A 25320-nucleotide genomic window follows, 5' to 3' on the forward strand; every position below is an offset into this window, starting at 1 on the left:
AGATCTTTTGGCAAGCAGAAAGTTCAATTTATAAATCTTTCTGGCAGTGTTTACACACTTTAGCCCGACTTTTAATCAACTCGCTACAGAATGGGCACTCTTTCAAAAAATTCTGCGCCAGTAATTTATTGAGCGCCATATTCACTGCCTGCTCAAGATCTGTATCCCTATAACTAAAATTGCGAAGAGGTTCTATACAGGAAACATCATTTAGGGGAACCAGGTACGTAACAGCTCGCTTTCTGTCCGACAGTTTGGCATGTTCATCGAGGATCAAGAACAGTACAGATTCCAGATCACCCTTTTCAACACAGGTGTCCAGAGCTGCAACAGCTTTTTTTTCTTTTTGAAAACGATCATTCTGCTTTTTCATGCTCTCAACATCAACCAGACTGCCTTTAAAAGCATCATGACCGGCAACCATCATATTATAGTTTTCATTGGAATCCGGGATTTCCATATGTCGATAAGAGCCGACATGACCGTATTGGTCTTCGATGTACTTCCATCCTTTAACAAAAAGAGGGCATTCATCATTGAGACAGACAAAAAGAAATTCAGATCCCCAGCCAAGCCCATCACCGACATGCATTGGTGGCGCATGACAAAGCGACAACTCTTGTTTACAGTGGGGACAGGTATGTTTTTCTTCGAGATACTTCAATGCACGGGACAACATAAAGGCAAAAGCTCCTTTTTTAGAGAAAATTGAACATATTCTTCTTATCCTACCATCTAAGGTTATTCAGTTTTCTCTGCGTCATCTGATAACCCTCTATAACAGGTGCTGTTTGACATATTTGACAATTTCCGCCCATAAAGGCGAACGCAAAGGTGAAAAATAACCACTGGTACCTTAATGGTCAACACACCTTATTAAATCATTTTCCCCAATACCGTATCCACGGCTTTAGCCTGCTCCATTCTTGCACGAAGGAACGAGTCACTCAGATGTTGAGCATTCTTATTAATCAGTTCGCTTAAAGGACCTATGGAAGCCGCATCTGCGAGTTCCATTATTGTCTGCAGATTTTTTAAAAAATCGATCACAATTTTATTGCCGGCACCAGAGGTGGACATTATTTCCGCATAGGTCCTCGGATTCTGTGAATGCACCCTGGCCATAGCTAAAATAGGGTACAGGGATGTCAGGGTACTATGACTGGCAATATCTTCACTGGTGATTTCATTTTCCTGCAGTGTCATGGCCAGAGCAACCGAAATAGCAGTGGGCAACTTCTGACCGACCCCCATCAATAAATCATGCTGGGTAGAGCTGTCGTGATAAATATCAGCACCATGTTTATACATAAATGCTTCAAACTCACTGCAATACAAACCGCTCCGCGGCGTTCTGACCACCACTGCATTTTTATCTTTCATTGTGGCTGCCTGAGGCCCCCACAAATTATGCACCAACATAACTTCTACCGTTTCCGAGGTAGTTTCAAGTGCCGTGTTAACTGTTTTTTCCGATTCGCCTGCAAGTAAAATAAGCGCTTTGTTTCCGGCAATCATCGGCCCATATTTAGCAATGGTTTCGGTGGTAACCGATATCGGAACACAGATGATGACAACGTCCACATAACGGATCATCTCTTCCGGTCGCAACGAGGTGGAGCGACCACTCATGAACACTTTGTACCCTTCACTCTCCAAGCGATCTGCAAACCACTTGCTCATCGCTCCGGTGCCGATAAAGCCAAACGATTTTATGTGCTTGGTTCGCATATCGATCCGAGGGAAACTGCCAAGCACTTGAATAGCGCCCGGCTGCTGAATAACCTTGTTCTCGATATGCTGCAGTGCACTGCTCATCATCTCGGTGCTGATATGACCTTCTGCTTCTATGTAGATCTGCAGCTTTTGGGTTTTTATATCATTCTCTGAGCGCATATCGAGAATATTAATACCCCGCTGAGAGAATTCCTGGAGGATATCTACCAGTAACCCTACGCGATCATCTAAAGGTACAGTGACAAAGGTGGTGGCATCATACCCGGTCGGCTTGGGTAAATCATGCGCAAACACAGCAAATCTGGTACGGTTATGGGGAGCGACCTCCCGCTCAAGTATATGAAATCCGTGCTCACTAAGCATTTCCACAGGAGCAATGAATCCGACTCCTGATCGTTGCCCGCTGCTGATGTCAGCCATTACCTGTTCGACATCGCTGACCACCATCTGGTCAACGTCTGGTAAATGCTGATCAATAAACTCGGCACACTGGCCCAGGACTTCTCGCCTTCCAACCAGTAAATGTATGGAATGTAAATCAGCATCCGGCTGATGCATCCCCAGTGAAAGGTCGGAGTAGACAATAACATTGTCCACCCAATACCCTGCTTTCAGGTGGTCAAAAATACGAAAATACTGTTTATTCTCCCCTTCGCGGGTATTATAGACAGGCAGGATTGCGCAATCCACATCGTGATTAACAAAAGAGGAAATCACTTTTTTCGAACTCGAATGGGTACGCAAAACTGCATCATCTGCATATTTTTGTGCAGCTTTCCACGCTAAAGATCCTTGAGGTCCAATTGTGGCAATGGTTAACATTTCTATACCTATGGAATTTGTGTATACAGTACTGCAGCAGCCGGAAAACAGCAAAAAAACACGTAACTATTGAGCAGCACCCTATTCTCCACAATCCGCCCCAGCATAGCGATGTAGAGCTAATCGGTATGCTTATGAATATTTGAAACACAGATGAATAGCTACAGTTCGGGATAGATTGAGAGTTTGTAGATCTTTGCGAATAGTTACCAAAACATTTTTTATACGCTCAAGCCACTCAAGTCGATTGAGTGACGCCCTTCCCGACCATGGTGGAAAAGGGCCAAGCAATAGTATAAGATATTTTTAAAATAACAAACACTAATAGTTATCAATGGGGACAGAAGGAGAGAAAACAGGCGTTGCAGAGTATGTTACCGCACTTAAACAATCTGAAAAATTCGGCCGGCAAGTTGTTGCTCACCACACCGATGCTCCCCAAATAGCTGAACATGCTTCGTCTAAACTGCTGTCCGACCCGATACGGAGCCTGTTACACAATATTGGGATAAAGGCCCTCTACTCCCACCAGGCAGCAGCCATAGAATATGTTGCAGCAGGACGACATGTTATTATTTCTACAGCTACGGCCTCGGGGAAAAGCCTGATATATAATCTACCTGTAATACAAAGCCTACTTACCGAGCCCCAGACAAAAGCCCTTTATTTATTTCCCTTAAAAGCGCTGGCTCAGGACCAGTTAAAAGCCCTTCAAACCCTCGTCCATAACCTTCCAGAGGAGGTTCTGCCGGAAACCGATACGGCTGCAATATATGACGGTGACACCTCCGGCTATAAACGAAAAAAGATACGTGAACAACTACCGGCAGTGCTTATAACCAACCCTGACATGCTCCATCTCTCCCTGTTACCTTACAGCGACAAGTGGGCGCATTTTTTCTCACATCTCAAGTATATTATCATTGATGAAGTACATACGTATCGAGGTGTTTTCGGCTCGCATATCGCCTGGGTACTGCGCCGCTTGAATAGGATGTGCGAAGTTTACGGTACCCAACCGACCTACATCCTCACGTCTGCTACGGTTGGCAACCCTGAAGACCTGGCACAAAACCTGACCGGACATCGGTTTGTTTCAATTACCGCCTCAGGAGCCGGTAAAGCAGCCAAACATACCCTGCTGCTTAACCCGATAGACTCAGCAGCAGGCGCGGCAACCCTGCTACTCGACGCTGCTGTGCACAGAAAACTGCGGACCATCATCTATACGCAATCAAGAAAGATGACAGAGCTGATCACCATGTGGTCCGGCAAGCGACTCAAAGAGTATCAACACAACATAGCTTCTTATCGGGCCGGCTTTCTCCCTGAAGATCGACGCCATATAGAAAAAAAGCTTGTGACAGGGGAACTGCTTGCCGTTATCACCACTTCAGCACTTGAGCTGGGCATAGATATCGGTGCCCTGGACATATGTATAATGGTTGGTTATCCCGGATCTATAATGGCAGCCAGGCAACGGGCTGGAAGGGTCGGGAGAAATAATCGCGAATCATTGGTCATCCTTATAGGTCATGAAGATGCCCTTGATCAGTACTTTATGCGCAACCCTGAAGATTTTTTCGCCCGCCCGGTTGAATCTGTCACCATCAACCCGCTCAATACCTTTATTGCCGGCCGGCACCTGGTATGCGCAGCTGCGGAAATACCTCTCCACAGAGAGGAGCCACTGCTCCAGGCCTATAAACTCGATCAACAGTTGCATGAACTAACCACTGCCGGAGAGTTGCTGCAGTCTGCAAATGGCAACTCTTGGTTTGCCGCTCGAAAGTACCCGCAACGTCATGTCAGTATCAGGGGGAGCGGCCACCCCTTTATGATTTACCTTTCAGCAAACAATAAAATTATAGGTGAAATTGACGGGCGTCGCGTTATCACAGAATGTCATAAGGGAGCAATCTATCTGCATATGGCACAAAGCTATTACGTCGACGGCCTTGATATGGAAGAAAAGGCAGTCTATGTCAGCCCAATATCCCCCAATTATTTTACCCGTGTCCAATCAACCAAAACCACCGAGATACTCGAGGAATTCTCACGAACTCAACTCAAAGGTGTGGTCGTTGTTTTTGGGCGGCTACGGGTGACCGAGCATATCACGGGATACTTGAAAATTCTCTCCGGCAGCATGAAGATCATCGGTCGTCGTCCGCTTGATCTTCCCCCGCAGACCTTTGAAACAGAAGGCTACTGGCTCCTGCTTCCCCCTTACATCAAAAATGCCTGCGAACACCACCAACTTCATTTTATGGGCGGCATACACGCCATGGAGCATGCTCTTATTGGACTGATGCCGCTTTTGGTACTTTGTGACCGCAATGACATTGGCGGCATTTCTCATCCTTGGCATGACCAAATAGAAGGAGCCGCTGTTTTTGTCTACGACGGCCATGCCGGTGGCGTGGGACTGGCACGTGAGGCATTTTCTCATATACACAGCCTGGTTGAAAGTACTCTGAACGCCGTACGCTCCTGCAGCTGTGACGCAGGTTGCCCGAGCTGTGTCCATTCTTCTAAATGCGGTTCAGGTAACCGCCCAATAGACAAAAATGCATGCGTTTATATCATGGAGGCATTGCTGAAACCGCCGCCTGCTTCTAACTCAACAATGGTAGAGCATCCCCCTTTACCGGCTCTCAAAAAAACAACGAATCACACCGAGCAGGTCATCCTGCCCGAAAATTATTGTGTTTTCGATATAGAAACAAAAAGGTCAGCCCAGGAGGTAGGCGGCTGGCATAGAGCACAAAATATGGGGGTCAGCGTTGCCGTAGTATATGACAACAGGCAACAAAAATTTCTTGTGTATGAAGAGAAACAGATAGAACAACTGATCATATCTCTTTTCTCATTTGACCTCGTTGTCGGCTTTAATAACAAACGGTTTGACAACAAAGTGCTCTCAGCCTATACCCGAAAAAATCTTTCCTCCCTGCCGTCCTTTGACATCCTGGAAGTAATTTACAATCAACTTGGCTACCGGCTCAGTCTGGATCACCTCGCCGAACAGACACTGGGCAAAAGCAAGCAAGGACATGGCCTGCAGGCTCTTGAATGGTTTAAACAGGGAGAAATGGAAAAGCTGACAGCCTATTGCCGAGAGGATGTACAATTGACAAAAGAACTTTTTCTCTTTGGAATCCGGCAGCAACACCTTCTTTTCCGAAACAAAGCGAAGAAAAAGGTGCGACTGCCGGTTAATTTTCAAGCCGCGTTAGCCAGGATTTCTCATCAGTGAAGTTTTTCACAGGTCGAGGCGCAGGACACGCAGCAGGTAAGCGTAGACTCCGATAGTAAGCTACCGCAAATGGCCTGCAACAAAGAGTCTGCGGAAAAATCCGCTGACCCGGAGGGTGAGTTTTTTGATTATCGACGAAAAAACAGTCTGTTTTTTTAGCGCTACCGTATTTTCTATAAATATCAAAACTTAAGTCGAAAACCAAAAAACTCATGAGAAATTCGGGCTAGCCCGAGTATCAGATCAGGCTAAACAGCGGTAGATTAAAAATTGTGGTGAGCGACTACAGTAACTTCTCGTTTTTAGAAAAAAAAACTTACGGCCATACCAGGGAGCGGTGGACCCAGCCGTTGATCTCTGGGTGACTGACCTGTATCCAGTCCCCCTGATTATCACCCTTTTTTAAAATAACGTCTTTGGACACGGTCCCTACCTTTGCATTGTTGGTTCCAGGACCACTGCGAACATTCCCTTCCTCGACCTTTACAATCACATAAGGAGATGCCGAAACTAAGGTATCATAAATCCACCCCTTGTCGCCCTCATAATCCTCAATTTTGACCCACTGTCCTTTTTTTGATAAAACTCGTAAAGGATAATGCATAGGTAACTGATAAATAGCCTCATAATTGGTGCCTGGGCCGGAACGTAGGTTTACGCCGTCTTTTGTAACAGTTACATATTCTGCTGCCGATGAACTCAAAACGGTCGCTCCCACTAGAGTGGCAGCTGTAACAGTTGATATGAATACATTTTTGACGATATTTCTTTTCATCGTTATCTCCTTATTTATCTTAACCCTATTCTTCAGTGAAGATCACTTGATTGTCCGGTAAGCAGTATAAAAAACTCCTGATTACCTTTTGCCCCGCGTATGGGTGAGGCAATAATTCCTTGGGAATATAAGCCAAGCGTTGCAGCATGGGTCTCTACCATTTCAATAGCTTCAGCGTGCAAGTCCTGATCAGTGATAACCCCACCTGCTGTAATTTTTTTTTGCGGTAACTGGAACTGTGGTTTAATTAATGCCAAAATCATAACAGTGGTATCAAAAAACTGAACAAGTGGTTCCAGTAGGAGATTCAGCGAAATGAAGGAAGCATCAATAACGCAAAAATCTACAGATTCCGGTATTTCCTTTTTGGTGAGGAAACGGGCATTGGTTCGCTCCAACACAACCACTCTTTTATCCTGGCGAATTTTCCAGTCCAATATACCATAGCCGACATCCACGCAATAAGCGCGTTTCGCATTATTCTGGAGCAGGCAATCAGTAAAACCTCCTGTAGAACTACCTATATCAAGACAGATTTTCCCTGCCGGATCAATGGCAAAATGCTCAAGCGCTGGTGCAAGTTTTTCGCCGCCCCTACTCACAAAACGTTTTGTTTTATGAAGGCTGATCTTGACGTGCTCTTCGTGTTGACTTTCCGCTTTCTCACGAAGCATTCCGTTTACCCGAATCACACCCGAACAGATTAACCGCCGGGCTTCATCAAGGCTTTTGGCAAGCTGCCTTTCAACCAACATTATGTCGAGTCGTTTTTTCTTGCCCACTGTTAGTCAATCCAGAAATAAAAAAGGTCGTTCTTGTCCAACCGATTGAGTGCATGCAGCCTGATATTTGAAACTGTTGACGGCACAATGCCTTGTAATGATTCGGTTTGAGTCATCCTCTCAGCTTAAAGATTTGCCAGTCGACTCTTTGCCTGGCCGGCCTCACTACTGCCCGCATAATCATTGATAAGCTTTTTATAGATAATTTTAGCTGTTTCATGGTCAGTGAGTTTTTCAAATGACATCCCTTGTTTCAGCAGGGCCTGGGGGGTAAGGCTGTTTCTAGAGTGATTAGAAATCACTTTTTGATAATCAAGGATTGCCAGATCATACTCACCTTGATAAAAAAGGCATTCTCCCATGTAAAAAAGCGTTTCGGCAGCGCGTTTCCCTTGTGGATTACCGGCTAATACCTGCTCAAATCCCCGATAGGCATCCTGATATTTTTTTGCCTGATACTGCTGCATCGCCTGGTTAAATGGCTCTGATGTCAAATCAGGAGTAACAACCGTTTTAACCTGTGGCTGTACTTCTTCTACTTTTGGGGCAGTCGCCACGGAAGCCTGAGCAGGAGTTTCCTCACCATTGACAACAGGGGCGCTGCCAATCTTTACTTTCTTTTTATCTGGAGTGACTCTTGCCAGTTGCGAGCCGCTGGTTGCAGCAACATAGCTCTGACGACGCGCCTCTTCAGCTTTTATAGCAGCTGCGCGGGCACGTTTTTCCGCCTCTCGAACCCTTTGTTGCTGGGCTTGCTCAATATTTCCTCTTAACAGAGCGACCTGTTGCTCTAGAACAGAAATTTTTTGATCTGTTTCAAGCAGCTTGGTTTTATTCTCTTCACGCATTGCCTCTATTGCAGCCTGCAGGTTAGCAATATCCTCTTTGCCCTGCTCCCGGTAGAGACTTGCCTGGTGGGCACTCTCTTCAATCATGGACTGCAGGCGCATAGTTTCGCTTTCTACTTGACCTATTTTATTCACGGAGCTGGCCTGCCGCTTTTGCATTTGATTGACTGTAGTGGACTTAACCTCATCCACTTTTTGATTAACGGCCCGGAGTTGATTATTCAGAACTCGAACCTCATCTTGTGTTGCACATTGGGTTAGCAGTAACAATGAACAGCCGGCCACAGTAATATTACGAATAGTTTTCATGTACGCTCCCTTTTCTTTCACTCTATAATAAACCGATTTAAGGAAACCTCAAATTCCGCCCAAAAGACGGTCAGCCCTTTGCGATAACAACCATGCAAAGCCTCACCGAAAAGGGGCGGAAAAATGGATTTTTTAAATTACATTTCTATACTCATGTTACTTTAAAAATCTTTATTGCGCAGCAGCGCCCTGTTCTCTTAGAAAAGACCTTCTCAAGTACCCCGGCAAAAAAGGACAACTCACCTTTGATTGGAGTGACGACCATGGAAAGTGTTATAAAGAAGGGGACCATTGCGGGTACGACTTATTGCCCTTAAAAGGAAAAAGCACACGCAATCCTTTTCCATTTTTACCTATAATACAGATCTCTGATTTACCGTTTCTTCTCCGGGCAAAAGTCAACAATTTTCCATCCGGCGACCATGAAGGCGACTCGTAATCACCCCAACTTGTGGTCAACCGTTTCACATTGTTTCCCTGTGGATCCATAATAAAAAGCTGATTATGCCCGTCAACCAATCCTGAAAAAGCAATCAAGTCTCCTTTGGGTGACCAATTAGGTTCGCTGTTCTGCGAGCCGGCGGATTTAAAGGTCAAACGCTTCACATTTCCACTCCTTAAATCCATTGTATACACTTGAGGCTTCCCACTGCGATCGGAAACAAACACAATGTTGTTACCATCAGGAGAATAGGAGGCAGAGACATTAATTCCAGACCTTGATGTGATGCGTTTGAGTATTTCCCCTTTTCTATCTAAAAGGTACAAGTCAGGTCCACCATCTTTACTCAAGGTGACGACCATATTCTTGCCATCCGGAGAAAAAGCAGGTGCTAAGTTCATCCCGCTTCTGCGAGAAAGTGACCTGGTCACCTTGTTTTGCCTGAGATCGGTAATGTAAAGGTCCTGATTACCACGGTGATAGGTGGTATAAGCGAGATAATTGCCATCAGGGGTAAATCTTGGAGAAACAGCTAAATGCTTGTGTTTAGTGATCTGTCTTTGATTTCGACCTAAAATATCCGAGATATATATTTCCTTTCGACCTGACACATCAGACACATAGGCGATGGAAGTTCTGCTGATCCCCGGTTCACCGGTGAATTCCTCTATCAAACCATCGGCAAGTCGTAAAACCATGTCATCCTGCTGGCTGGCGGCTCCTCGGTAGCGCCTTCCTGCCAGAAGTCTGTTTTCAGCAACATCAAGCAGCCGCCCTTCAATAACCATCTCTTGAGCGCTCTGGGTGAACTTTCCCATAACAGCATAATCAACACCCAAGGCACGCCAATCGACATTTTGCACACCAGCATAACGGCTGGTATCGACTAAATCAATAAAACCATGAATTTCCAGTGCACGACCGAGCAGTTGCGCCATCTCTTTGCCCTTTTGACTACCGGCCGGCGATCCGGTGAAGGTAAAGGCAGGCACAGCTACAACCACTTTACGAACATCAGCTGCGGTGATGTCAAGATATACCCGTTCAGCAGAGGCATTGTCCGGCAAAAAACCGCACGTAAATATAAGAGCTACAATGACCAAAAAGTTGCGTTTGAAAAAAATCATAGTTTTTGTTGTATGTTTTATTGGAACTGTTCAGCGAAAAAAAGCTCGCCTTAACTTCGACCTGTAACTGTTCAGTTGTGCTCCGACAATCAAGCGGGCTGGATAACTATACTACCGCAAGCTATGCCTTCCGGCCTTATCGTATGCAGAGGTGAACCCAGCCACCGTGGATGCGGCTGCACAGTTGCGTTTTGTTTTCATCACATTTCCAGTTTACCAGGCCGAAAACGTAACCCCACCTCAATGGTTCTTTCCTTCATGAGCTTTGGAAAAGTCGGCATTGGAGCAGCACTATGCAGTGTTTTTACCACGACCTGGTTGAAAAAGGGGTCTCGTGATTGCTTTTCGACAGTTGTTTTCAGTACCTGTCCGTTGTTATTAATCACCAGGACAACTGTCGCCTCAAGGTTGCGATCCCACTTGCGCATATCGGGCAACACCCAGTATCCTTGTATATGCGAATAGAGGGCAGCATAGTATTGCTGGGCAACAATTGACTGCACCTGACGCCTAGCAGAGTTTCCAGAACCGCTTGCAGCAGCAGTTGTATTTTTTGTTTCCAATGCGCCTTGGCGACGATACATCTCCGCCAGGGCTCTTCTCGCATCTTTGGCGGCGAGATCAGCTTCTTTTCTTGCTTGTTCAGCTCGTGCAACCGCAGCCGCTTTTCGGGCAGCAGCAGCCTTTTGCTTTTGTTCTCTCTCCAACTGCTCATTTCGCTTTCGCTGATGCTCTTTTTCGCGCAATGCAAGTGCCCTTTTTTCACGTTCCTTTTCTTCAGCAAGTCGCGTATCAACGGCCTTTTTTATTTTTCGCTTTAAAGGTTTTACTGATATCGGCTTAGCCTCTACAACAGGATCAGGAACAACTTCAGACTCAAGGGGAATTTCCACCTCATCGGGATCAGGCTGTGCCGCCTCTTCTGGTGGTGGTTGAGGTGGCTGCTCAACTTCCGGTTGTTTGCTTGGTGGTGGTGTCGCTATTTCAGGCAGAGCTTGCGGTTCAGGCATCGAGACCAGATCAACCGTGACGAACTCATCCAAAAGCGGTTTCTGATCAAACATATCCGGCAGCAAAAAAGACCACACCAGAAGAATGACATGCAGCCCAACCGCAACAGGTGCCGCTATACGCCACTTGTTATCAGCATTTTTTTGCTGAATATAAAAATCGGATTCTGTTAAATGTACAGCCATCTAATCAAAAGACTCTACTTCTTCTTGTCTGCAGGCACGGTGATCATACCTAGTTTTTTAAAACCGGCTGATCGAATATCTGCCATGGTGGCCACAACTACTCCGTAAGGAACATTTTTATCAGCTCGTAAATACACAGGCTGTTCCTTTTGATCGTCAGGCAAGGCGGACAACTGCTGTATCAATAAAGAGGCGTTCACTTCGACCTTATTTAATACAACTTTTCCCTGTTCATTGATCGTGACTACAATCGGCTTTTCCTGCTGCCTCAACGCTTTGGCCGTTGTTGCGGGAAGATCCACCTCCAACCCCTGTGTCATCATCGGCGCGGTCACCATAAAAATGATGAGTAATACCAGCATGACATCTACCAGGGGCGTCACATTAATTTCAGCGACCAAACCTTTTTTATTTCTTAATCCTGAAGGCCCCATTGTATCCTTATGCGCGAGAAAGAATATCTCGTTCGATGAGATTCAAAAAATCTGAACTGAAATTATCAATATCGGATTCCGAATCAGCAAGTTTGTTGGAATAATAATTGAAAAAAATAACAGCTGGGATAGCTACAGCCAAGCCGGCAGCAGTCGCCACCAAAGCCTCTGATATGCCGGGGGCGACAACAGCCAAGGATGCAGATCCGCGTTCACCTATATCTTTAAATGAGGTCATGATCCCCCAGACCGTGCCAAACAAGCCGATAAAAGGCGTGGCAGATCCGGTGGTGGCCAGAAAAGAAAGAGAGCGTGACATTCTATCACTTTCCATCACCTGGGCTTTTCTTACGGACCGTTTTAAATTTTCCATGGTGGCCAACTGCATCTCCAGGGTCACGGCACCTTCACCACCATTCCTGGCTGCGCTGATTTTTTTCAGTTCTGTATAACCGGTTATAAAAACCGAGGCCTCTGGACTCTGTGAATAGTTTTGAGCAGAGTTGTAGGCTTCATTAAGCGTTTTACTGTTCCAGAAATCTTCAAGGAAATCAGCAGAAGCGTTCTCGGATTTCTTAAACATGAGGTGCTTGACGATGATAATCGACCAGGATACTACAGAAAAAATAAACAGAGTCATCATGACGAGTTTAACCATGAGCCCTGCATTAAGCAGCATTTCAATTATTGATAATGTCACAGTTTACCTAACGTTGAAGTTGAATTTAATGTCGAATAATTGCGGGCAGCGCTTGATTTGTATCTTTTGCTTCGATTTTATCCATGCAAAGGCTAAGCCCAAAGAAGCAAAAGGCCGCTACACTTTCAGGGTTTGCAACCGAACCAGCTCATCAGGGCCGCGCGGCGGGCTGTCAACAGCTTGCAGAAGAGATACCGGCAGAGTTAAAGCACACCATAATTATAAATAAAAACTAGAGCCTGAAATTATAAATGAAAACAATAATTCTGTCGACCTAGATCTAAGGATGGTGTAGAAATATTTATGAAATATTCGTGGATAAATATCATCCCCTAATTGTGTAAACATACAGGGGTAATTTTTTTTCGTATAGAAGAGGAGACAAATATGCCTGAATCCGTTTACGATGTGGTGATAATTGGTGCCGGTCCCGCTGGTATACAGGCAGCAATACATGCATCGAGAAAAAAAACGCGTGTTCTCATGCTCGGTAGAATCGAAAATTCAGCTCTCTATGGGGCGCACATTGAAAACTATGCCTTTATTCCAGGCGTGTCTGATGGCTGCGACATCCTCCGGACAGGTTTAGAGCAGGCGAAATCATTCGGCACCGAGATTTCACACGAAGACGTGCTGAAAATTTCCGCCCAGAAAGATGGCTTTGACTTAACCCTGGAAACAGGAAAATCAGTCTCCACAAGGGCGCTTATCTTTGCTATGGGTGTTGCGAAAAAGAAACTGAACGTTCCCGGCGAAAAGGATTTTTCAGGTCGTGGAGTTAGCTATTGTGTGGATTGCGACGCCAATTTCTACCGAGGAGCTACAGTAGCTGTAACAGGAGACAGAAGCGCGGCTGTAGATGGCGCTCTCACCTTGCTTGATTACGCCTCTAAAGTCTACCTTATTGCCAACAAACTTGAAGTCTCTCAGGAACTCGAACACAAATTACGCGCCAGTGAAGTAGAATTTATCACAAATAGTATCCAGGAAATTCAAGGAGAAAATGCTGTCGGTTCCGTATTGCTTGATAATGGAGAAACTATTGAAACCGAAGGTGTTTTCATTGAACTGGGCTCCAAAGGCGCCCTTGAGCTTGCCACTCAAGTCGACGTTCAACTAGACATGGAATCCTTCAAGTATATCGCGACAAACAACAAACAGGAAACTAACATTACCGGCATCTATGCCGCCGGAGACATCGTCGGCCCTCCCTACCAGATGGCAAAAGCTGTCGGAGAAGGATGCGTCGCCGGGATGGAGGCTGCTACTTTTGCCCGTGCATTCAAACGAAAACTGGAAAAAGCGTAATAATCTCAACCTCTGCGACACAGATGCTACGCGCCAGCACTGCAAATATGTGTCGTGGAGGGACAGGCTTTCTACTCTCACCGAACCGTTTTATTTTCCAAAACGCTGCTGTTCTCTGATGGCCATCAGATAGCGAAAAATTTCCCTGCTGTGCCGAGGATTTCTTGTCTGAACAAATAAATATGCAAGCCTGAGCAATGTATTCTTTTCTGCCCCTGGAAGTTCCTTCGCTATGGACTCGGCAACGCTGGAATCCCATTGTTCAGTCCACTCCATAAATTCAGCTGCACATTGCTTTTTAGCCTCCAGCGCTTCGTTGAGCAACGAGTCCCGCCAATACTCAATTTCATGGAACTGTTTATTTTTAACAAGTTCATTCCCTTTTCGATCAGCTAAATACTTATAGAGTTGTTCAAGGGGTTGCTCCTTCAACAGCTTGGTGATGTATTTAAGCTGTCTTTTTTTTGCTCCGCCTTTGAGTTCACTTGCCTCGTTGAGCAGTTCTTTCACTTCCTGGGAACAAGGACATTTTTCAATAACCTGGGACGACAATTTGGCCAGTTCAACCACCAGTGTTTCAATTTCCTTGATACGTCTTTTCTGTTCCGAGCGACTTATGTGCACGTTTTTTACTCCAACAATTAATTATATGAGCCCCCATACCGTCTTAATACTATTCTTGATAAACACCCAGTTCACAAAAGAGTAAAAAGAAAAGGGACGATACGCTGTAAAATAAAAAACGGGGGAAAAGGGATTACGCTCACCGTCGGCACGGATTTATCGTGCCGACAGGAGTTCTAACACTTTATTAAGAATTTGATTGGCGGTCCCCTCTTTGGAGAGAAGCGGAAGTTGGCAGATATCGGTACGGTCTATTAAGGTGACTTGGTTCGTCTCAACATCAAAGCCGGTTTTCTTACCAAGAATATCATTGACCACTATCAGGTCCACATTTTTCTCAGTGAGTTTGCGCAAACCTTCCTGTTGATGATTTTTGCTTTCTGCTGCAAAACCGACCAACAATTGCCGCCCATTTCTTTCCCTTCCAAGCCTGGCAAGGATGTCATTATTTTTAACGAGTTCAAGATTGAAGGTATCAGCTTTTTTCTTTATTTTATGGTGCTGTTCAACAAGAGGGCGATAATCTGCAACCGCAGCTGCCTTGATAACGACAGATGCTTCCGCAGCATGGGAAAGTACCTCTGCTTCCATCTCTTGGGCAGACTGGACCTTGACTACCTGCACCCCTGGAGGTTCAGATAAGGTTACGGGCCCACTTATCAATGTAACCTTAGCGCCGCGACGCACGGCTGCTCTTGCAAGAGCATATCCCATCTTCCCACTGGACCTGTTAGTCAGATAGCGGGCGGGATCAATAGCCTCTCTGGTAGGCCCGGCAGTGATAACGATATTTTGTCCAGTGAGATCATCAGGACACAGTACCTGCAGCAATTTCTCCCTGGCCACATCCCAGTCAGGAAGCCGTCCATCGCCAACTTCCCCACACGCTAACGAACCGCTGTCCGGGGCGACCACATGGTATCCGTAGCCTTCCAATTTCTTGATATTTTCTTGTGTTGCGGGATGGGTGAACATGTTGGTATTCATTGCCGGACACACTATAACAGGTTTTTGAGCTGCCAATACTGTAGTGGAGACCAAGTCGTTAGCCATGCCCCGGCTTAATCGCGTCATGGTTTGAGCTGTAGCAGGAGCCACGAGCACCACGTCATTATCTCGTGACAGATTGATGTGCGCCATTACTCCTTCCTGATCCTCCTCAAACATATCATGATACACCCGATTTCCGGAAAGAGCAGAAAAGGTCAACGGTGAAACAAACCGTTGTCCGGCACTGGTCATCATAACCGTTACAATGGCTTCCTCCTTGATTAAAGCACGAACCCATTCCGCAGCTTTATATGCGGCAATGGATCCGGTAACTCCAAGCAATACCCGCACCCCCTGCAGACCAGGTTTTGTCAGGTCCACATGTGTATTCTTCATCACAGGCTCATACCTTACTGAAATTCAAAAAAACCCTTTGGGGTCATACACGCTACTATTGAGTTACAGCTTCACCAAAGGGATTTAAAGAGGTAGCTGCTGTTTCATCAATGGTCACATAAAAAGTTAACTTTGTTTTGGAGAGAGGTCCTCCCTCGCTGATAACCATCATACAGGTTTTATTGGGCTTGACAAATGCAAGCATAATATCCTTTGAAGACGTTTCCCCTACTTGCTTCCACTTGTTATCCTGCATGGATTGCACCATGTAGTCTTTCAAGGACATTACAGCAACCTTTCCCTCATACACATAAACGCCACCTCGAAAAGACTCGGTCTTAATGCCCATCGAATTTTTTCTATTCCACTCAAGTTCCGTTGGAAGAACAATATCCTGGATATCACCGGCAAAGCCGGGTACAGGTGGAAGGGAGTCAGGACTTTCGCCAGGTGCAGAGGCAACTGCTGTCTTATTACCGACACAACCCGATAAAGAAAACACCGCTACCAGCCCCGCCAAAATAATGGCATATACAACAAAATTCTTCTTCATGCAGATCATCCTCCGATCAGAGAGTGTAAGTCACCTTAAGAGACTGTATTGTTGTCTGGCTGAGCATTATGATAAAATTTTCACATTCGAAATCCCCAACAGATCCCGGTGTTACCATCTACACATAAGCTACCCCTGATCAACAAATTACATTTCCTAAGGCGCCCTGTATTGCAGCCTGTTTCGATACAGTGAGAAAGTGGAGAAAGTACCCAGTATTCCACTGCTCAAAAAAAACTATTGTTCAGGCTAACTTTTTTACAAACAAATACTTGGTTGTAAAAAAATAAGGTTTTAATGTCAATAAACATTCACTATGCTATATAAGTCTTTTTTTGTTGCAGAGACGCACCAGTCCGTTATACGAAGCAAGGCTTTTTCGCATTATTTTCATTTATACAAAATAAACGAAAACAACCTACTAGAGAGAACGTCACCAATATTTACTTACACATATATGCAGACTACATCGCCCAGCCCTCCCCCCGTTCTTCCTGATGCTACACTCATCGACACCCACTGCCACCTGGACATGCAGGCATACGACAGCGACCTCGATCATGTTCTTGAACAAGCTGCAGACGCTGGAATACGCAACATAATTACCATTGGTATAGACTTGGCAAGTTCAAGGGCTGCGGTGAAACTTGCAGACCGATACCCGCAGATCTACGCTACTGTAGGAGTGCATCCCCACGAGGCTAACAATGTAACACCGGCCATCCTTGATGAGCTCTCACGTTTATCCAAAGCCCCCAAGGTGGTAGGGTATGGTGAAATCGGCCTTGACTATGCAAAGAACTATGCTCCTCGTGAAGTTCAGCGTAAAGTGTTTGCAACACAACTGGAACTCGCCAAACAATTGGACCTACCGGTCGTTATCCATGACCGGGAAGCACACGACGAGACCATCCAACTTCTAAGAGCAACGGGCCCTTTCCACAAGCGAGGGGTCATGCACTGTTTCTCAGGCGATGTTTCTCTCGCTCGTCAGGTTATAGATCTTGGTTTTTATATTTCCATACCAGGTATTGTTACTTTTAAGAACGCCAAAGACCTTCAGGAAGTTGTCCGGGAAACAGATATCCAGCACCTTATTCTTGAAACTGATGGTCCCTTCCTGGCTCCTGTCCCTTTTCGGGGTAAAAGAAACACTCCTGCTAAAATTGCCTATACTGCGCAAATGGTGGCCGAGCTGAAGCAGATGTCACTGCATGACGTTGCTGCCATGACAACAAAAAATGCAATCGATCTGTTTCGGTTGCCGGGTTAAAACAAAAACATGATACAGGATAACTACCAAACTATACGCCAAAAAATCAGCCAATGTGCTGCAGGCTGCAACCGGGCAGCGGACTCAATCCATTTGGTTGCGGTTTCAAAGAAAAAAGAATGCGCGTTAATACAGCAGGCTTTTGACTGTGGGCAAAGAATTTTTGGCGAAAATTATCTCCAGGAAGCAGCCCAAAAAATCCCTGAACTTCCATCGTCTATAACATGGCATTTTATCGGGCATCTGCAAAGCAATAAGGCCAAACAGGCTGTCAGTCTTTTTGACGTCATTGAAACTGTTGATAGCCTGAAACTCGCAAAACTCATAGACAAACATGCCAACGCCCTTAGCAAATCGATCGCTATCCTTTTGCAAATCAATATCGGAAGGGAACCACAAAAGGCAGGCGTCTTGCCTGAAGAAACGGAGTCCTTACTGCGCCGGATTTCCAGCGAAACCAAACTGCAGGTACGTGGCCTGATGGTCATTCCTCCATTTTCAAATAACCCGGAAGAAACCAGGCTCTTTTTCAGAGAGACAAGGAAACTTGCAGAGGATTTTGCCCGTAAACAATTATTTACAGACAATCAAAACGTTGTCCTCTCAATGGGTATGTCGGCAGATTTTCATGTTGCTATCGAAGAGGGTGCGACACACATACGAATAGGAACGGCACTGTTTGGTGCTAGAGATTATTAAAAGGAGAAGTTAATGCACATTACCATGATTGGCACCGGGTACGTAGGCCTGGTAACAGGGACCTGTTTTGCCGAATTCGGCCATACCGTCACCTGTGTTGACAAGGTAGAGGAAAAAATTGAAAAATTAAAAAAAGGAGTCATCCCTATATATGAACCAGGTCTTGACAACCTGGTGAAAAAAAATGTCGATGAGGGCAGACTCTGCTTTACCAGCGACCTGGCCGTATCGGTTCCATTCTCAGATGCTGTTTTCATTGCTGTCGGCACCCCCAGTTCTCGACGCGGTGACGGTTATGCGGACCTGAGCTATATTTATCAGGCAGCAAAGGAGGTAGCACCACATCTTAATGGTTACACAGTGGTTGTGGACAAAAGCACGGTTCCGGTTGGTACAGCACGGCAGGTAAGCCGCATTATCAAAGAAACTAATCCATCTGTTGATATTGATATAGCATCAAACCCTGAATTTTTAAGAGAAGGTGCCGCAATAGCTGATTTCATGCGGCCTGACAGGGTAGTAATTGGGGTTGAAACAGAACGCGCAGAGGACGTTATGCGCGAAATATACAAACCCCTTTACATCAGAGACACCCCTATTGTCAGCACGACCATAGAAACTGCAGAGCTTGCTAAATACGCAGCAAACGCTTTTCTAGCTGTAAAAATCAGCTTTATTAATGAAATTGCCAATGTCTGTGAAGCAGTTAACGCCAACGTTACAGATATTGCCAAGGCTATTGGCATGGATGGACGTATCGGCAGTAAATTTTTACACCCAGGACCGGGCTACGGTGGTTCCTGCTTTCCCAAGGATACGCTGGCCCTGATGCGTATAGTCCAGGAAAACGGTGAAAATGTTCGAGTTGTTGAAGCTGCAGTAGAGGCAAACTCAGCACAAAAAGCACGAATGGTTAAAAAAATCAGGGAAATGCTTGGCGGGTCTGAGGCAGGTAAGACTATCGCCATACTCGGCCTTACATTTAAACCGGAAACAGATGATATGCGGGATGCACCCTCCGCAACAATCATTCCGGCCCTTCTTGAAAAAGGGGCCAAAATCAAAGCACACGACCCCAAAGGTATTGAGGAGGCAAAACACTACCTGCCGGCAGGAATAGAATATGTTCAAAACGCCTATGAAGCTGCTGCTGAAGCCGACTGCGTTGTTCTAATGACAGAATGGAACCAATACAGAGCACTTGACCTGGAAAGAATAAAAGAAAGCATGAATGCTCCGGTATTTGTCGACTTGCGTAATGTATACGAACCGCAAAAGATGAAGGAACTAGGTTTTCAATATATGGGAGTCGGAAGAAAATAACGCAAAATAAAAAAGGCCTTTGTTTCTAAGAAACAAAGGCCTTTTTTTCAATAACAGCAAGAAGAAATGGTGCAGCGGATTTCCTTTCTTGCCCCGAGAAAGTTGCTGAATTACTAGGATCTTCGCTTGGAAGAAGCTCTCTTTGCAGCTTTCAACGGGTTAATTCTTACTTTCACCACTTTCACTTCCGGCTTGGAATGGGTCGCGAAATTGCAAATACCAAGACGCCATTTTGCATCAGGCTGTACATATGTGTTGCAATATTTCTTTTCATCAACCTCTACAATGCGATCACACCCTTCGCACTGCTCGACAACCGGTTGAAACGGGCCATCACTGAATTTAGCTGTATCATTTGTCTGCATCTTGCCAACTCCTGAAAAAATATAAACTTTTTCTTGAATCAAGAAAAAAACTTCCCTACAATATCATTAATTGTGACGAATTGTCACTTCACCGATAGAAAATAGATTTTATAAAGACTATTGCGCTTTCTGTCAATACCTTATATTGAACAGCCTTTAAAAACACCAGGAAGTTGTCCGGAGAAAGACTCATGCCAATTTATGTTTGGAAAGGAAAAAATAGTTACGGCGAAAAACGGAAAGGGGAACTGGAGGCACCCGACGAGAATTCTGCTCTGGCGCAACTCAGGCGAATGCGGATTGACAATGTCAAAATAAAGGAAAAGCCTAAAGATATTCTAGAGCAAATTCCGCTTTTTAAACCTAAAGTCACCGGCAAAGACCTTGTTATTTTCACAAGGCAGCTTTCAACTATGATTGATGCGGGCCTTCCGCTGGTTCAATGTTTACAAATTCTCGGCAAACAGCAGGAAAACACCACCTTTAAAAAGATAATCCTCGAGATTCAAACCGACGTTGAGACTGGTACGACACTGGCAGATTCCATGCGCAAGCACCCTAAAGTGTTTGATAACCTGTACTCAAACATGATCGAGGCAGGGGAGCTGGGAGGTATTCTTGACACCATCCTCTCCAGGCTTGCCGTTTTCAAAGAAAAAGCCATGGCTCTGCAGAAAAAGATAAAAGGAGCGATGACCTACCCTGCCATCTGTCTTGGCATTTCTCTTATTATTCTTGTTGTCATCCTTGTTTTTGTTGTGCCTGTTTTTGACAAAATGTTTCAGGAATTTGGTTCAGCACTGCCGGCACCAACGCAGATTGTTGTCAACATGAGTCATTTTTTTAAAGGTAATTTCTTCTATATTGTCATTGCAGCTGTTCTCTTCACCTGGATTTTCAAACGGATTTACAATACTGAAAAAGGTCGTCTCAAAATTGATGCGGCCCTCCTTAAATCACCGGTGGTAGGTACCCTGCTCCGCCGGGTCGCGGTCTCGAAATTCACTCGAACCTTAAGTACCATGCTGCAAAGTGGCGTACCCATACTTGAGGCACTGCAGGTTGTCGGGCGAACTTCCGGTAATAAGGTTATCGAGCGAGCTGTTTTTCGAGTCGCTGACAGTATTGCAGAGGGACGTCCAATTGCTGAACCGCTCGACGAGTCAGGTGTTTTTCCCAATATGGTTGTACAAATGATTAACGTCGGCGAGTCGGTTGGTGCACTGGACACCATGCTTGAAAAGATCGCCGATTTTTATGACGAAGAAGTAGACCAGGCGGTAGAAAATCTAACCGCTATGATCGAACCGTTTATGATGGTCTTCTTAGGCGGAATGATTGGTGGATTGGTTGTAGCCATGTATCTGCCGATTTTTAAAATGGCAAGTGTTGTTTAATTCCTTTCAATACTTATACTGTTTACATTATTATATAAAATATCAAATTATAGATTTTGGAGAGTACTTTCATGGGAGAAATAGTAGATATAGTTGCGCGAGAAATATTGGACTCCAGAGGTAACCCTACAGTTGAAGTTGAAGCATACCTTGAAACCGGGGCGGTCGGCAGGGCAGCTGTACCTTCTGGTGCTTCTACAGGGAAACGGGAAGCGCTGGAACTAAGAGATACCAAAAAAAGAAGGTATGGTGGAAAAGGGGTATTGCAGGCCGTAAAAAATGTGAATGACATCATCACCCCTGCCCTTCTTGGCTTTGAATCTTCTAACCAGGTGTTGATCGACACCGTTATGCTCGGGCTGGACAATACTGCTAACAAAAAAAAATTAGGTGCCAACTCCATACTGGGCGTATCTTTGGCTGTTGCAAAGGCGACTGCAGCAGAGCTTGAATTACCACTCTATAATTATCTTGGTGGTGTCAACGCAAAAGTGCTGCCTGTACCTATGATGAATATCCTCAATGGTGGCGCCCACGCTGACAACAATGTCGATATTCAGGAATTCATGATCCTGCCGGTGGGTGCAAAAAGTTTTGCAGACGCCCTTCGTATGGGAGCCGAAACTTTTCATGCCTTAAAATCCGTGCTCAAAAAGCGTGGCCTGCAAACAGCCGGTGGCGATGAAGGCGGATTTGCCCCTAACCTGAGTTCCAATGAAGAAGCGATGGAAGCTATTCTTGAAGGAATTCACCAAGCCGGATACAAACCCGGCAAAGATATTTATATTGGTCTAGATGCAGCTGCCAGCGAATTTTACGATGCCACGGAAAAGAAATACGTACTGGCTGCTGAGAAAAAATCTAAAAAAGATGCTGACCAGTTAATCGAATTTTACAGTGACTGGGTGAGACAATACCCGCTTATATCCATCGAAGACGGTCTTGATGAAGCCGACTGGAAGGGCTGGAAAAAACTTACCCAAGAATTGGGTAACAAGATTCAGCTGGTTGGTGACGATATTTTTGTGACCAATACTGCTATCTTACAAAAAGGTATCAAGCGCGGAGTATGCAATTCTATTTTAATCAAACTTAACCAGATAGGTTCTGTAACAGAAACAATCGATGCTGTCGACATGGCACACAGGGCATCCTACACTGCCGTTATTTCGCACCGATCCGGTGAAACCGAAGATACTACAATTGCCGACCTTGCTGTCGCACTCAATGCAGGACAAATAAAAACCGGTGCTCCTTCACGCAGTGATCGAGTTGCGAAATACAATCAATTGCTTCGCATAGAAGAAGAACTTGGTGAAGTTGCGCAGTTTGCAGGCACAACAGCTTTTCATTTTCTTAATGATTGAGGATTGACAATTACGGGTATGGCTGCCTATCATATAAGTAACAGTTTAATTACAAACTAAACCATTGTAAATTCGCTTCATTTGGAGGTGAAAAATGACCTTGACCAAGGCCGATTTAGTTCAACAAGTGTATAAAACACACCCAACGTTGACAAAATCTCAATCAACTGCATCTGTAGAAACCTTTTTAACCTTGTCTAAATCGTCCCTTATCAACGGGCAGGATCTCTTGTTAAGCGGATTCGGAAAATTTAATATCAAGGACAAAAAATCAAGACGAGGAAGAAATCCTCAGACTGGGAATGAACTGATTCTTGACGCTCGTCGTGTTGTCACTTTTAAGCCTTCCGGTATTTTACGCACCCGCATAAATTCGGCATAAGAGTTCCTTCCTTTAGCATGAACTAAAGGGGCATCATGTGCTGATGCCCCTTTATCTTTTACCCCACCCCTTACTTATTGGCAGACACCGTGAAGCATGCTCCTTCGTTTCGTTTACTGGAACCCGACATCATCTCCACCCATAATGATTTTTTTCACCTGATACATGCACACACCGCACTCGACGACACATTACTTGCAAGTATTGAAAATTTCGGCATCATGCAGCCCCTGCTTGTTGCTGAGACTGAAGGCGGTGGTGGGATATTTAACCTTTTATCGGGTTTCAAAAGATTACAGGCAGCGATAACATTCAACATTCTATTGGTTCCGTGTCTCGTCCTCTCTCGCCAGACCGAGCTTGGTGAATTGTATCAATATATAGCCCAGCATAAACACCTGGATAATAATGTCAGCCCCATCGAAGATGCCCTCCTTCTCCAGCAGACGCAGCAGCACCTGGCTGACCACGAAACACTCCCTCTGCTACAGATAATGGGATATAAACCCAATAAACACCAGTTCAACGAGCTGCTTTCTCTACTCCAACTGGAAAAAACAGCAATGATTAGTATTCATAAGGGAAAGCTCACCCTCAAAACAGGAAAAAAGTTGAACAAGCTTAGCCAAGTAGACCAGCATCTTCTGGTGAGCCTCATTGACAAATACCATTTTGGCGGGTCAAAACAGCATAATTTTGTACAGATGGTTATTGAATTATCGAAAAGGAGACAATGCTCCATTGAACAAGTCCTTTCAACCTGTGATCAACAGAATATTACGGACGCAAAAAACATCCCCCAACAGGGAAATCAACTCCTCGACTTTCTCCAACATCAATGTTCACCGGAACTTTTTAAGGCAGAGAAGGCATTTCAATTACGCATTCATCAATTGCAACTCCCAGAACATTTTCAGCTTCAGCACAGTGCATCCTTTGAAAAAGACAGTTGCAACCTCTCCATTACCTTTGATGACATTCATGCTCTAGAGTCAAAACTTGACGCCTTAAAGGCAATGGTGCCCGCCTCACCTACCAGGGATAGCGCCTAATACCATGAAAGAGTATGTCCGTACCAATAACTTGCGCTGAATGCTCAACAAAAAAGTTATCTTCCCCTTTTGTAAAGGATGTGTATCCTTTGACGAGCGGCGTACCGGCATCACCGATGAAAAAGGGCGCATAAAAGAGATATACTTCGTCAACTGCATCAGCATCAAGGAAAGCACCGTGAATACGGCTTCCGCCTTCGACCAAAACTGAGGTTATGCCTGCTTTGCTTAAATGTGACAGAACCTCTTTAATATCTAACTGGTGCGCCTCGTGGCCTCCGACTCTATGGACCTTAGCCCCATTTTTTTCAAGCGCCTTCTGTTTTTTTTCTTCCGCACCCTCACAGCAGTAAACCCATGTCTCTGCCTGGGATTGTTGCCGCAACATTTGTGCGTCGACTGAAAGTCTCAGTCTGGAATCAAGCACTACTCTTAACGGATCATGCCCGCTGTCTTCACTCATTCGAGTAGTAAGACTAGGATTGTCAATTAAAGCCGTATCAACACCAACAAGAATAGCATCAAACCTATCTCGCAACCTATGCACCATTTCAAATGCCTTGACGCCGGTGATTGCCCCCCCGCTGCCCACTTGATAGGATATTCGCCCGTCAAGGCTAACCCCGGCCTTCATGACAACCCATGGCAGACCAGTGGAGATATGCTTAAGAAAGGGCAGATTTAACAATTTGCATTCTTTTTCTAATATTCCGCACTCTACTTTGATTCCATTTTCAAGCAAACGAGTTATACCATCACCGGCAACATGCGGGTTAGGATCCTTCATACCGATAACAACGCGTTCAATCCCGCTCCTCAAAATTGCCTCAGTACATGGCGGGGTACGCCCAGTATGATTGCATGGTTCAAGCGTAACGTACATTGTTGCCTGGGCAGTGTTCTTGTTTGCATCGGCAAGAGCATTAATTTCGGCATGAGGTGTGCCTGCTTTTTTGTGATATCCTTTTCCGATTATGTCGCCATCATGCACAATCACAGCACCAACAGCAGGGTTGGGAGAAGTTCGCCCTATGCCTTTTTCGGCTTCCTGTATTGCCAACTTCATGAAATGAATATCAAAATTTTCCATAATCTTCCTTTTTGAAACCTAGCATAGGTGTAACTCACTGGAGTGCTAAGTCCTTGATGTATTATCCCTG

The 25320-nt window shown here is 45.1% G+C and carries 23 protein-coding genes; 9 read left to right on the forward strand and 14 right to left on the reverse strand.

Going from position 1 to position 25320, the window contains the following annotated elements; translation table 11 throughout:
• Nucleotides 1-28: 28 nt before the first annotated feature.
• Nucleotides 29-679 carry a zinc ribbon domain-containing protein gene (locus tag ACHZCY_RS04540; protein ID WP_205223601.1) on the reverse strand — a complete coding sequence of 217 codons (651 nt, stop codon included), beginning with the start codon at nt 677-679 and terminating at the stop codon, nt 29-31.
• Between the two features lie 197 nt (nt 680-876).
• The gene (locus ACHZCY_RS04545) at nt 877-2559 is read right to left on the reverse strand and encodes a prephenate dehydratase domain-containing protein (protein WP_319548004.1); all 1683 of its coding nucleotides are present in this window, start codon (nt 2557-2559) and stop codon (nt 877-879) included.
• Between the two features lie 334 nt (nt 2560-2893).
• Here ACHZCY_RS04545 and ACHZCY_RS04550 point away from each other — a divergent pair, with 334 nt between their 5' ends.
• Nucleotides 2894-5818: a DEAD/DEAH box helicase gene (locus tag ACHZCY_RS04550; RefSeq protein ID WP_319548005.1), complete on the forward strand. Its 2925-nt coding sequence runs from the start codon at nt 2894-2896 to the stop codon at nt 5816-5818.
• A gap of 316 nt (nt 5819-6134) precedes the next feature.
• Here ACHZCY_RS04550 and ACHZCY_RS04555 read toward each other — a convergent pair whose 3' ends face one another.
• The 7 genes from ACHZCY_RS04555 to tolQ form a co-directional block, all read right to left on the reverse strand.
• On the reverse strand, nt 6135-6593 hold the full coding sequence (locus ACHZCY_RS04555; RefSeq protein ID WP_205223604.1) for an SH3 domain-containing protein: 459 nt from the start codon (nt 6591-6593) through the stop codon (nt 6135-6137).
• A gap of 32 nt (nt 6594-6625) precedes the next feature.
• Nucleotides 6626-7375 carry a TlyA family RNA methyltransferase gene (locus ACHZCY_RS04560; RefSeq protein WP_319548006.1) on the reverse strand — a complete coding sequence of 250 codons (750 nt, stop codon included), beginning with the start codon at nt 7373-7375 and terminating at the stop codon, nt 6626-6628.
• A 125-nt stretch (nt 7376-7500) separates the two neighbouring features.
• The gene (locus tag ACHZCY_RS04565) at nt 7501-8532 is read right to left on the reverse strand and encodes a tetratricopeptide repeat protein (protein ID WP_205223605.1); all 1032 of its coding nucleotides are present in this window, start codon (nt 8530-8532) and stop codon (nt 7501-7503) included.
• Between the two features lie 273 nt (nt 8533-8805).
• Entirely contained in the window at nt 8806-10101 is a 1296-nt protein-coding gene (tolB, locus tag ACHZCY_RS04570; RefSeq protein WP_319548007.1) for a Tol-Pal system beta propeller repeat protein TolB, read from the reverse strand.
• Between the two features lie 200 nt (nt 10102-10301).
• Nucleotides 10302-11297: a cell envelope integrity protein TolA gene (tolA, locus tag ACHZCY_RS04575; RefSeq protein WP_205223607.1), complete on the reverse strand. Its 996-nt coding sequence runs from the start codon at nt 11295-11297 to the stop codon at nt 10302-10304.
• A 14-nt stretch (nt 11298-11311) separates the two neighbouring features.
• The gene (gene tolR / locus ACHZCY_RS04580) at nt 11312-11731 is read right to left on the reverse strand and encodes a protein TolR (protein ID WP_319548008.1); all 420 of its coding nucleotides are present in this window, start codon (nt 11729-11731) and stop codon (nt 11312-11314) included.
• Between the two features lie 7 nt (nt 11732-11738).
• Nucleotides 11739-12431 (reverse strand): protein TolQ, encoded by a 693-nt coding sequence (tolQ, locus tag ACHZCY_RS04585; protein WP_205223609.1) that lies wholly within the window; start codon nt 12429-12431, stop codon nt 11739-11741.
• Nucleotides 12432-12818: 387 nt separating this feature from the next.
• Between tolQ and ACHZCY_RS04590 the strand changes: the two genes are divergently transcribed.
• Nucleotides 12819-13739 (forward strand): NAD(P)/FAD-dependent oxidoreductase, encoded by a 921-nt coding sequence (locus tag ACHZCY_RS04590; RefSeq protein ID WP_205223610.1) that lies wholly within the window; start codon nt 12819-12821, stop codon nt 13737-13739.
• Between the two features lie 90 nt (nt 13740-13829).
• On the opposite strand, the gene yjgA is transcribed toward ACHZCY_RS04590, so the two are convergent.
• The 3 genes from yjgA to ACHZCY_RS04605 form a co-directional block, all read right to left on the reverse strand.
• The gene (yjgA, locus tag ACHZCY_RS04595; RefSeq protein ID WP_319548009.1) at nt 13830-14363 is read right to left on the reverse strand and encodes a ribosome biogenesis factor YjgA; all 534 of its coding nucleotides are present in this window, start codon (nt 14361-14363) and stop codon (nt 13830-13832) included.
• Between the two features lie 156 nt (nt 14364-14519).
• Nucleotides 14520-15749, reverse strand: a complete 1230-nt coding sequence (coaBC, locus tag ACHZCY_RS04600) for a bifunctional phosphopantothenoylcysteine decarboxylase/phosphopantothenate--cysteine ligase CoaBC (protein ID WP_319548010.1) — start codon at nt 15747-15749, stop codon at nt 14520-14522.
• A gap of 55 nt (nt 15750-15804) precedes the next feature.
• Complete coding sequence (locus tag ACHZCY_RS04605; RefSeq protein ID WP_205223613.1) at nt 15805-16302, reverse strand: hypothetical protein; 498 nt, start codon at nt 16300-16302, stop codon at nt 15805-15807.
• Between the two features lie 457 nt (nt 16303-16759).
• Here ACHZCY_RS04605 and ACHZCY_RS04610 point away from each other — a divergent pair, with 457 nt between their 5' ends.
• From ACHZCY_RS04610 to ACHZCY_RS04620, 3 genes are read left to right on the forward strand one after another with little or no spacing between them, the layout of a single operon-like run.
• Nucleotides 16760-17575, forward strand: a complete 816-nt coding sequence (locus ACHZCY_RS04610; RefSeq protein ID WP_319548011.1) for a TatD family hydrolase — start codon at nt 16760-16762, stop codon at nt 17573-17575.
• A 9-nt stretch (nt 17576-17584) separates the two neighbouring features.
• Nucleotides 17585-18274 carry a YggS family pyridoxal phosphate-dependent enzyme gene (locus ACHZCY_RS04615; protein ID WP_205223615.1) on the forward strand — a complete coding sequence of 230 codons (690 nt, stop codon included), beginning with the start codon at nt 17585-17587 and terminating at the stop codon, nt 18272-18274.
• Between the two features lie 12 nt (nt 18275-18286).
• A complete protein-coding gene (locus ACHZCY_RS04620) occupies nt 18287-19597 on the forward strand; it encodes a UDP-glucose dehydrogenase family protein (protein WP_205223616.1) in 1311 nt (436 codons plus the stop codon).
• A 113-nt stretch (nt 19598-19710) separates the two neighbouring features.
• On the opposite strand, the gene ACHZCY_RS04625 is transcribed toward ACHZCY_RS04620, so the two are convergent.
• Complete coding sequence (locus tag ACHZCY_RS04625; RefSeq protein ID WP_205223617.1) at nt 19711-19962, reverse strand: PxxKW family cysteine-rich protein; 252 nt, start codon at nt 19960-19962, stop codon at nt 19711-19713.
• A 191-nt stretch (nt 19963-20153) separates the two neighbouring features.
• Here ACHZCY_RS04625 and ACHZCY_RS04630 point away from each other — a divergent pair, with 191 nt between their 5' ends.
• From ACHZCY_RS04630 to ACHZCY_RS04645, 4 genes are all read left to right on the forward strand, one after another.
• Nucleotides 20154-21359 carry a type II secretion system F family protein gene (locus ACHZCY_RS04630; protein WP_319548012.1) on the forward strand — a complete coding sequence of 402 codons (1206 nt, stop codon included), beginning with the start codon at nt 20154-20156 and terminating at the stop codon, nt 21357-21359.
• 71 nt (nt 21360-21430) lie between these two features.
• Nucleotides 21431-22726 (forward strand): phosphopyruvate hydratase, encoded by a 1296-nt coding sequence (gene eno, locus ACHZCY_RS04635; RefSeq protein ID WP_205223619.1) that lies wholly within the window; start codon nt 21431-21433, stop codon nt 22724-22726.
• Nucleotides 22727-22820: 94 nt separating this feature from the next.
• The gene (locus tag ACHZCY_RS04640) at nt 22821-23108 is read left to right on the forward strand and encodes an integration host factor subunit alpha (RefSeq protein WP_205223620.1); all 288 of its coding nucleotides are present in this window, start codon (nt 22821-22823) and stop codon (nt 23106-23108) included.
• Between the two features lie 89 nt (nt 23109-23197).
• Entirely contained in the window at nt 23198-24160 is a 963-nt protein-coding gene (locus tag ACHZCY_RS04645) for a ParB N-terminal domain-containing protein (RefSeq protein WP_319548013.1), read from the forward strand.
• On the opposite strand, the gene ribD is transcribed toward ACHZCY_RS04645, so the two are convergent.
• The gene (gene ribD, locus ACHZCY_RS04650; RefSeq protein WP_319548014.1) at nt 24141-25250 is read right to left on the reverse strand and encodes a bifunctional diaminohydroxyphosphoribosylaminopyrimidine deaminase/5-amino-6-(5-phosphoribosylamino)uracil reductase RibD; all 1110 of its coding nucleotides are present in this window, start codon (nt 25248-25250) and stop codon (nt 24141-24143) included. The genes ACHZCY_RS04645 and ribD overlap by 20 nt on opposite strands.
• Between the last annotated feature and the right edge of the window lie 70 nt (nt 25251-25320).

The sequence above is a fragment of the Desulfogranum marinum genome, from assembly GCF_963675105.2.
Taxonomy (GTDB): Bacteria; Desulfobacterota; Desulfobulbia; order Desulfobulbales; family Desulfobulbaceae; genus Desulfogranum; species Desulfogranum marinum.

Bases quoted from the DNA above. Each gene is read 5' to 3' on its own strand.
- ACHZCY_RS04540 (WP_205223601.1), bottom strand. From the start codon at position 679: ATGTTGTCCCGTGCATTGAAGTATCTCGAAGAAAAACATACCTGTCCC.
- ACHZCY_RS04545 (WP_319548004.1), bottom strand. From the start codon at position 2,559: ATGTTAACCATTGCCACAATTGGACCTCAAGGATCTTTAGCGTGGAAA.
- ACHZCY_RS04550 (WP_319548005.1), top strand. From the start codon at position 2,894: ATGGGGACAGAAGGAGAGAAAACAGGCGTTGCAGAGTATGTTACCGCA.
- ACHZCY_RS04555 (WP_205223604.1), bottom strand. From the start codon at position 6,593: ATGAAAAGAAATATCGTCAAAAATGTATTCATATCAACTGTTACAGCT.
- ACHZCY_RS04565 (WP_205223605.1), bottom strand. From the start codon at position 8,532: ATGAAAACTATTCGTAATATTACTGTGGCCGGCTGTTCATTGTTACTG.
- tolB (WP_319548007.1), bottom strand. From the start codon at position 10,101: ATGATTTTTTTCAAACGCAACTTTTTGGTCATTGTAGCTCTTATATTT.
- tolA (WP_205223607.1), bottom strand. From the start codon at position 11,297: ATGGCTGTACATTTAACAGAATCCGATTTTTATATTCAGCAAAAAAAT.
- tolR (WP_319548008.1), bottom strand. From the start codon at position 11,731: ATGGGGCCTTCAGGATTAAGAAATAAAAAAGGTTTGGTCGCTGAAATT.
- ACHZCY_RS04590 (WP_205223610.1), top strand. From the start codon at position 12,819: ATGCCTGAATCCGTTTACGATGTGGTGATAATTGGTGCCGGTCCCGCT.
- coaBC (WP_319548010.1), bottom strand. From the start codon at position 15,749: ATGAAGAATACACATGTGGACCTGACAAAACCTGGTCTGCAGGGGGTG.
- ACHZCY_RS04605 (WP_205223613.1), bottom strand. From the start codon at position 16,302: ATGAAGAAGAATTTTGTTGTATATGCCATTATTTTGGCGGGGCTGGTA.
- ACHZCY_RS04610 (WP_319548011.1), top strand. From the start codon at position 16,760: ATGCAGACTACATCGCCCAGCCCTCCCCCCGTTCTTCCTGATGCTACA.
- ACHZCY_RS04615 (WP_205223615.1), top strand. From the start codon at position 17,585: ATGATACAGGATAACTACCAAACTATACGCCAAAAAATCAGCCAATGT.
- ACHZCY_RS04620 (WP_205223616.1), top strand. From the start codon at position 18,287: ATGCACATTACCATGATTGGCACCGGGTACGTAGGCCTGGTAACAGGG.
- ACHZCY_RS04625 (WP_205223617.1), bottom strand. From the start codon at position 19,962: ATGCAGACAAATGATACAGCTAAATTCAGTGATGGCCCGTTTCAACCG.
- ACHZCY_RS04630 (WP_319548012.1), top strand. From the start codon at position 20,154: ATGCCAATTTATGTTTGGAAAGGAAAAAATAGTTACGGCGAAAAACGG.
- eno (WP_205223619.1), top strand. From the start codon at position 21,431: ATGGGAGAAATAGTAGATATAGTTGCGCGAGAAATATTGGACTCCAGA.
- ACHZCY_RS04640 (WP_205223620.1), top strand. From the start codon at position 22,821: ATGACCTTGACCAAGGCCGATTTAGTTCAACAAGTGTATAAAACACAC.
- ribD (WP_319548014.1), bottom strand. From the start codon at position 25,250: ATGGAAAATTTTGATATTCATTTCATGAAGTTGGCAATACAGGAAGCC.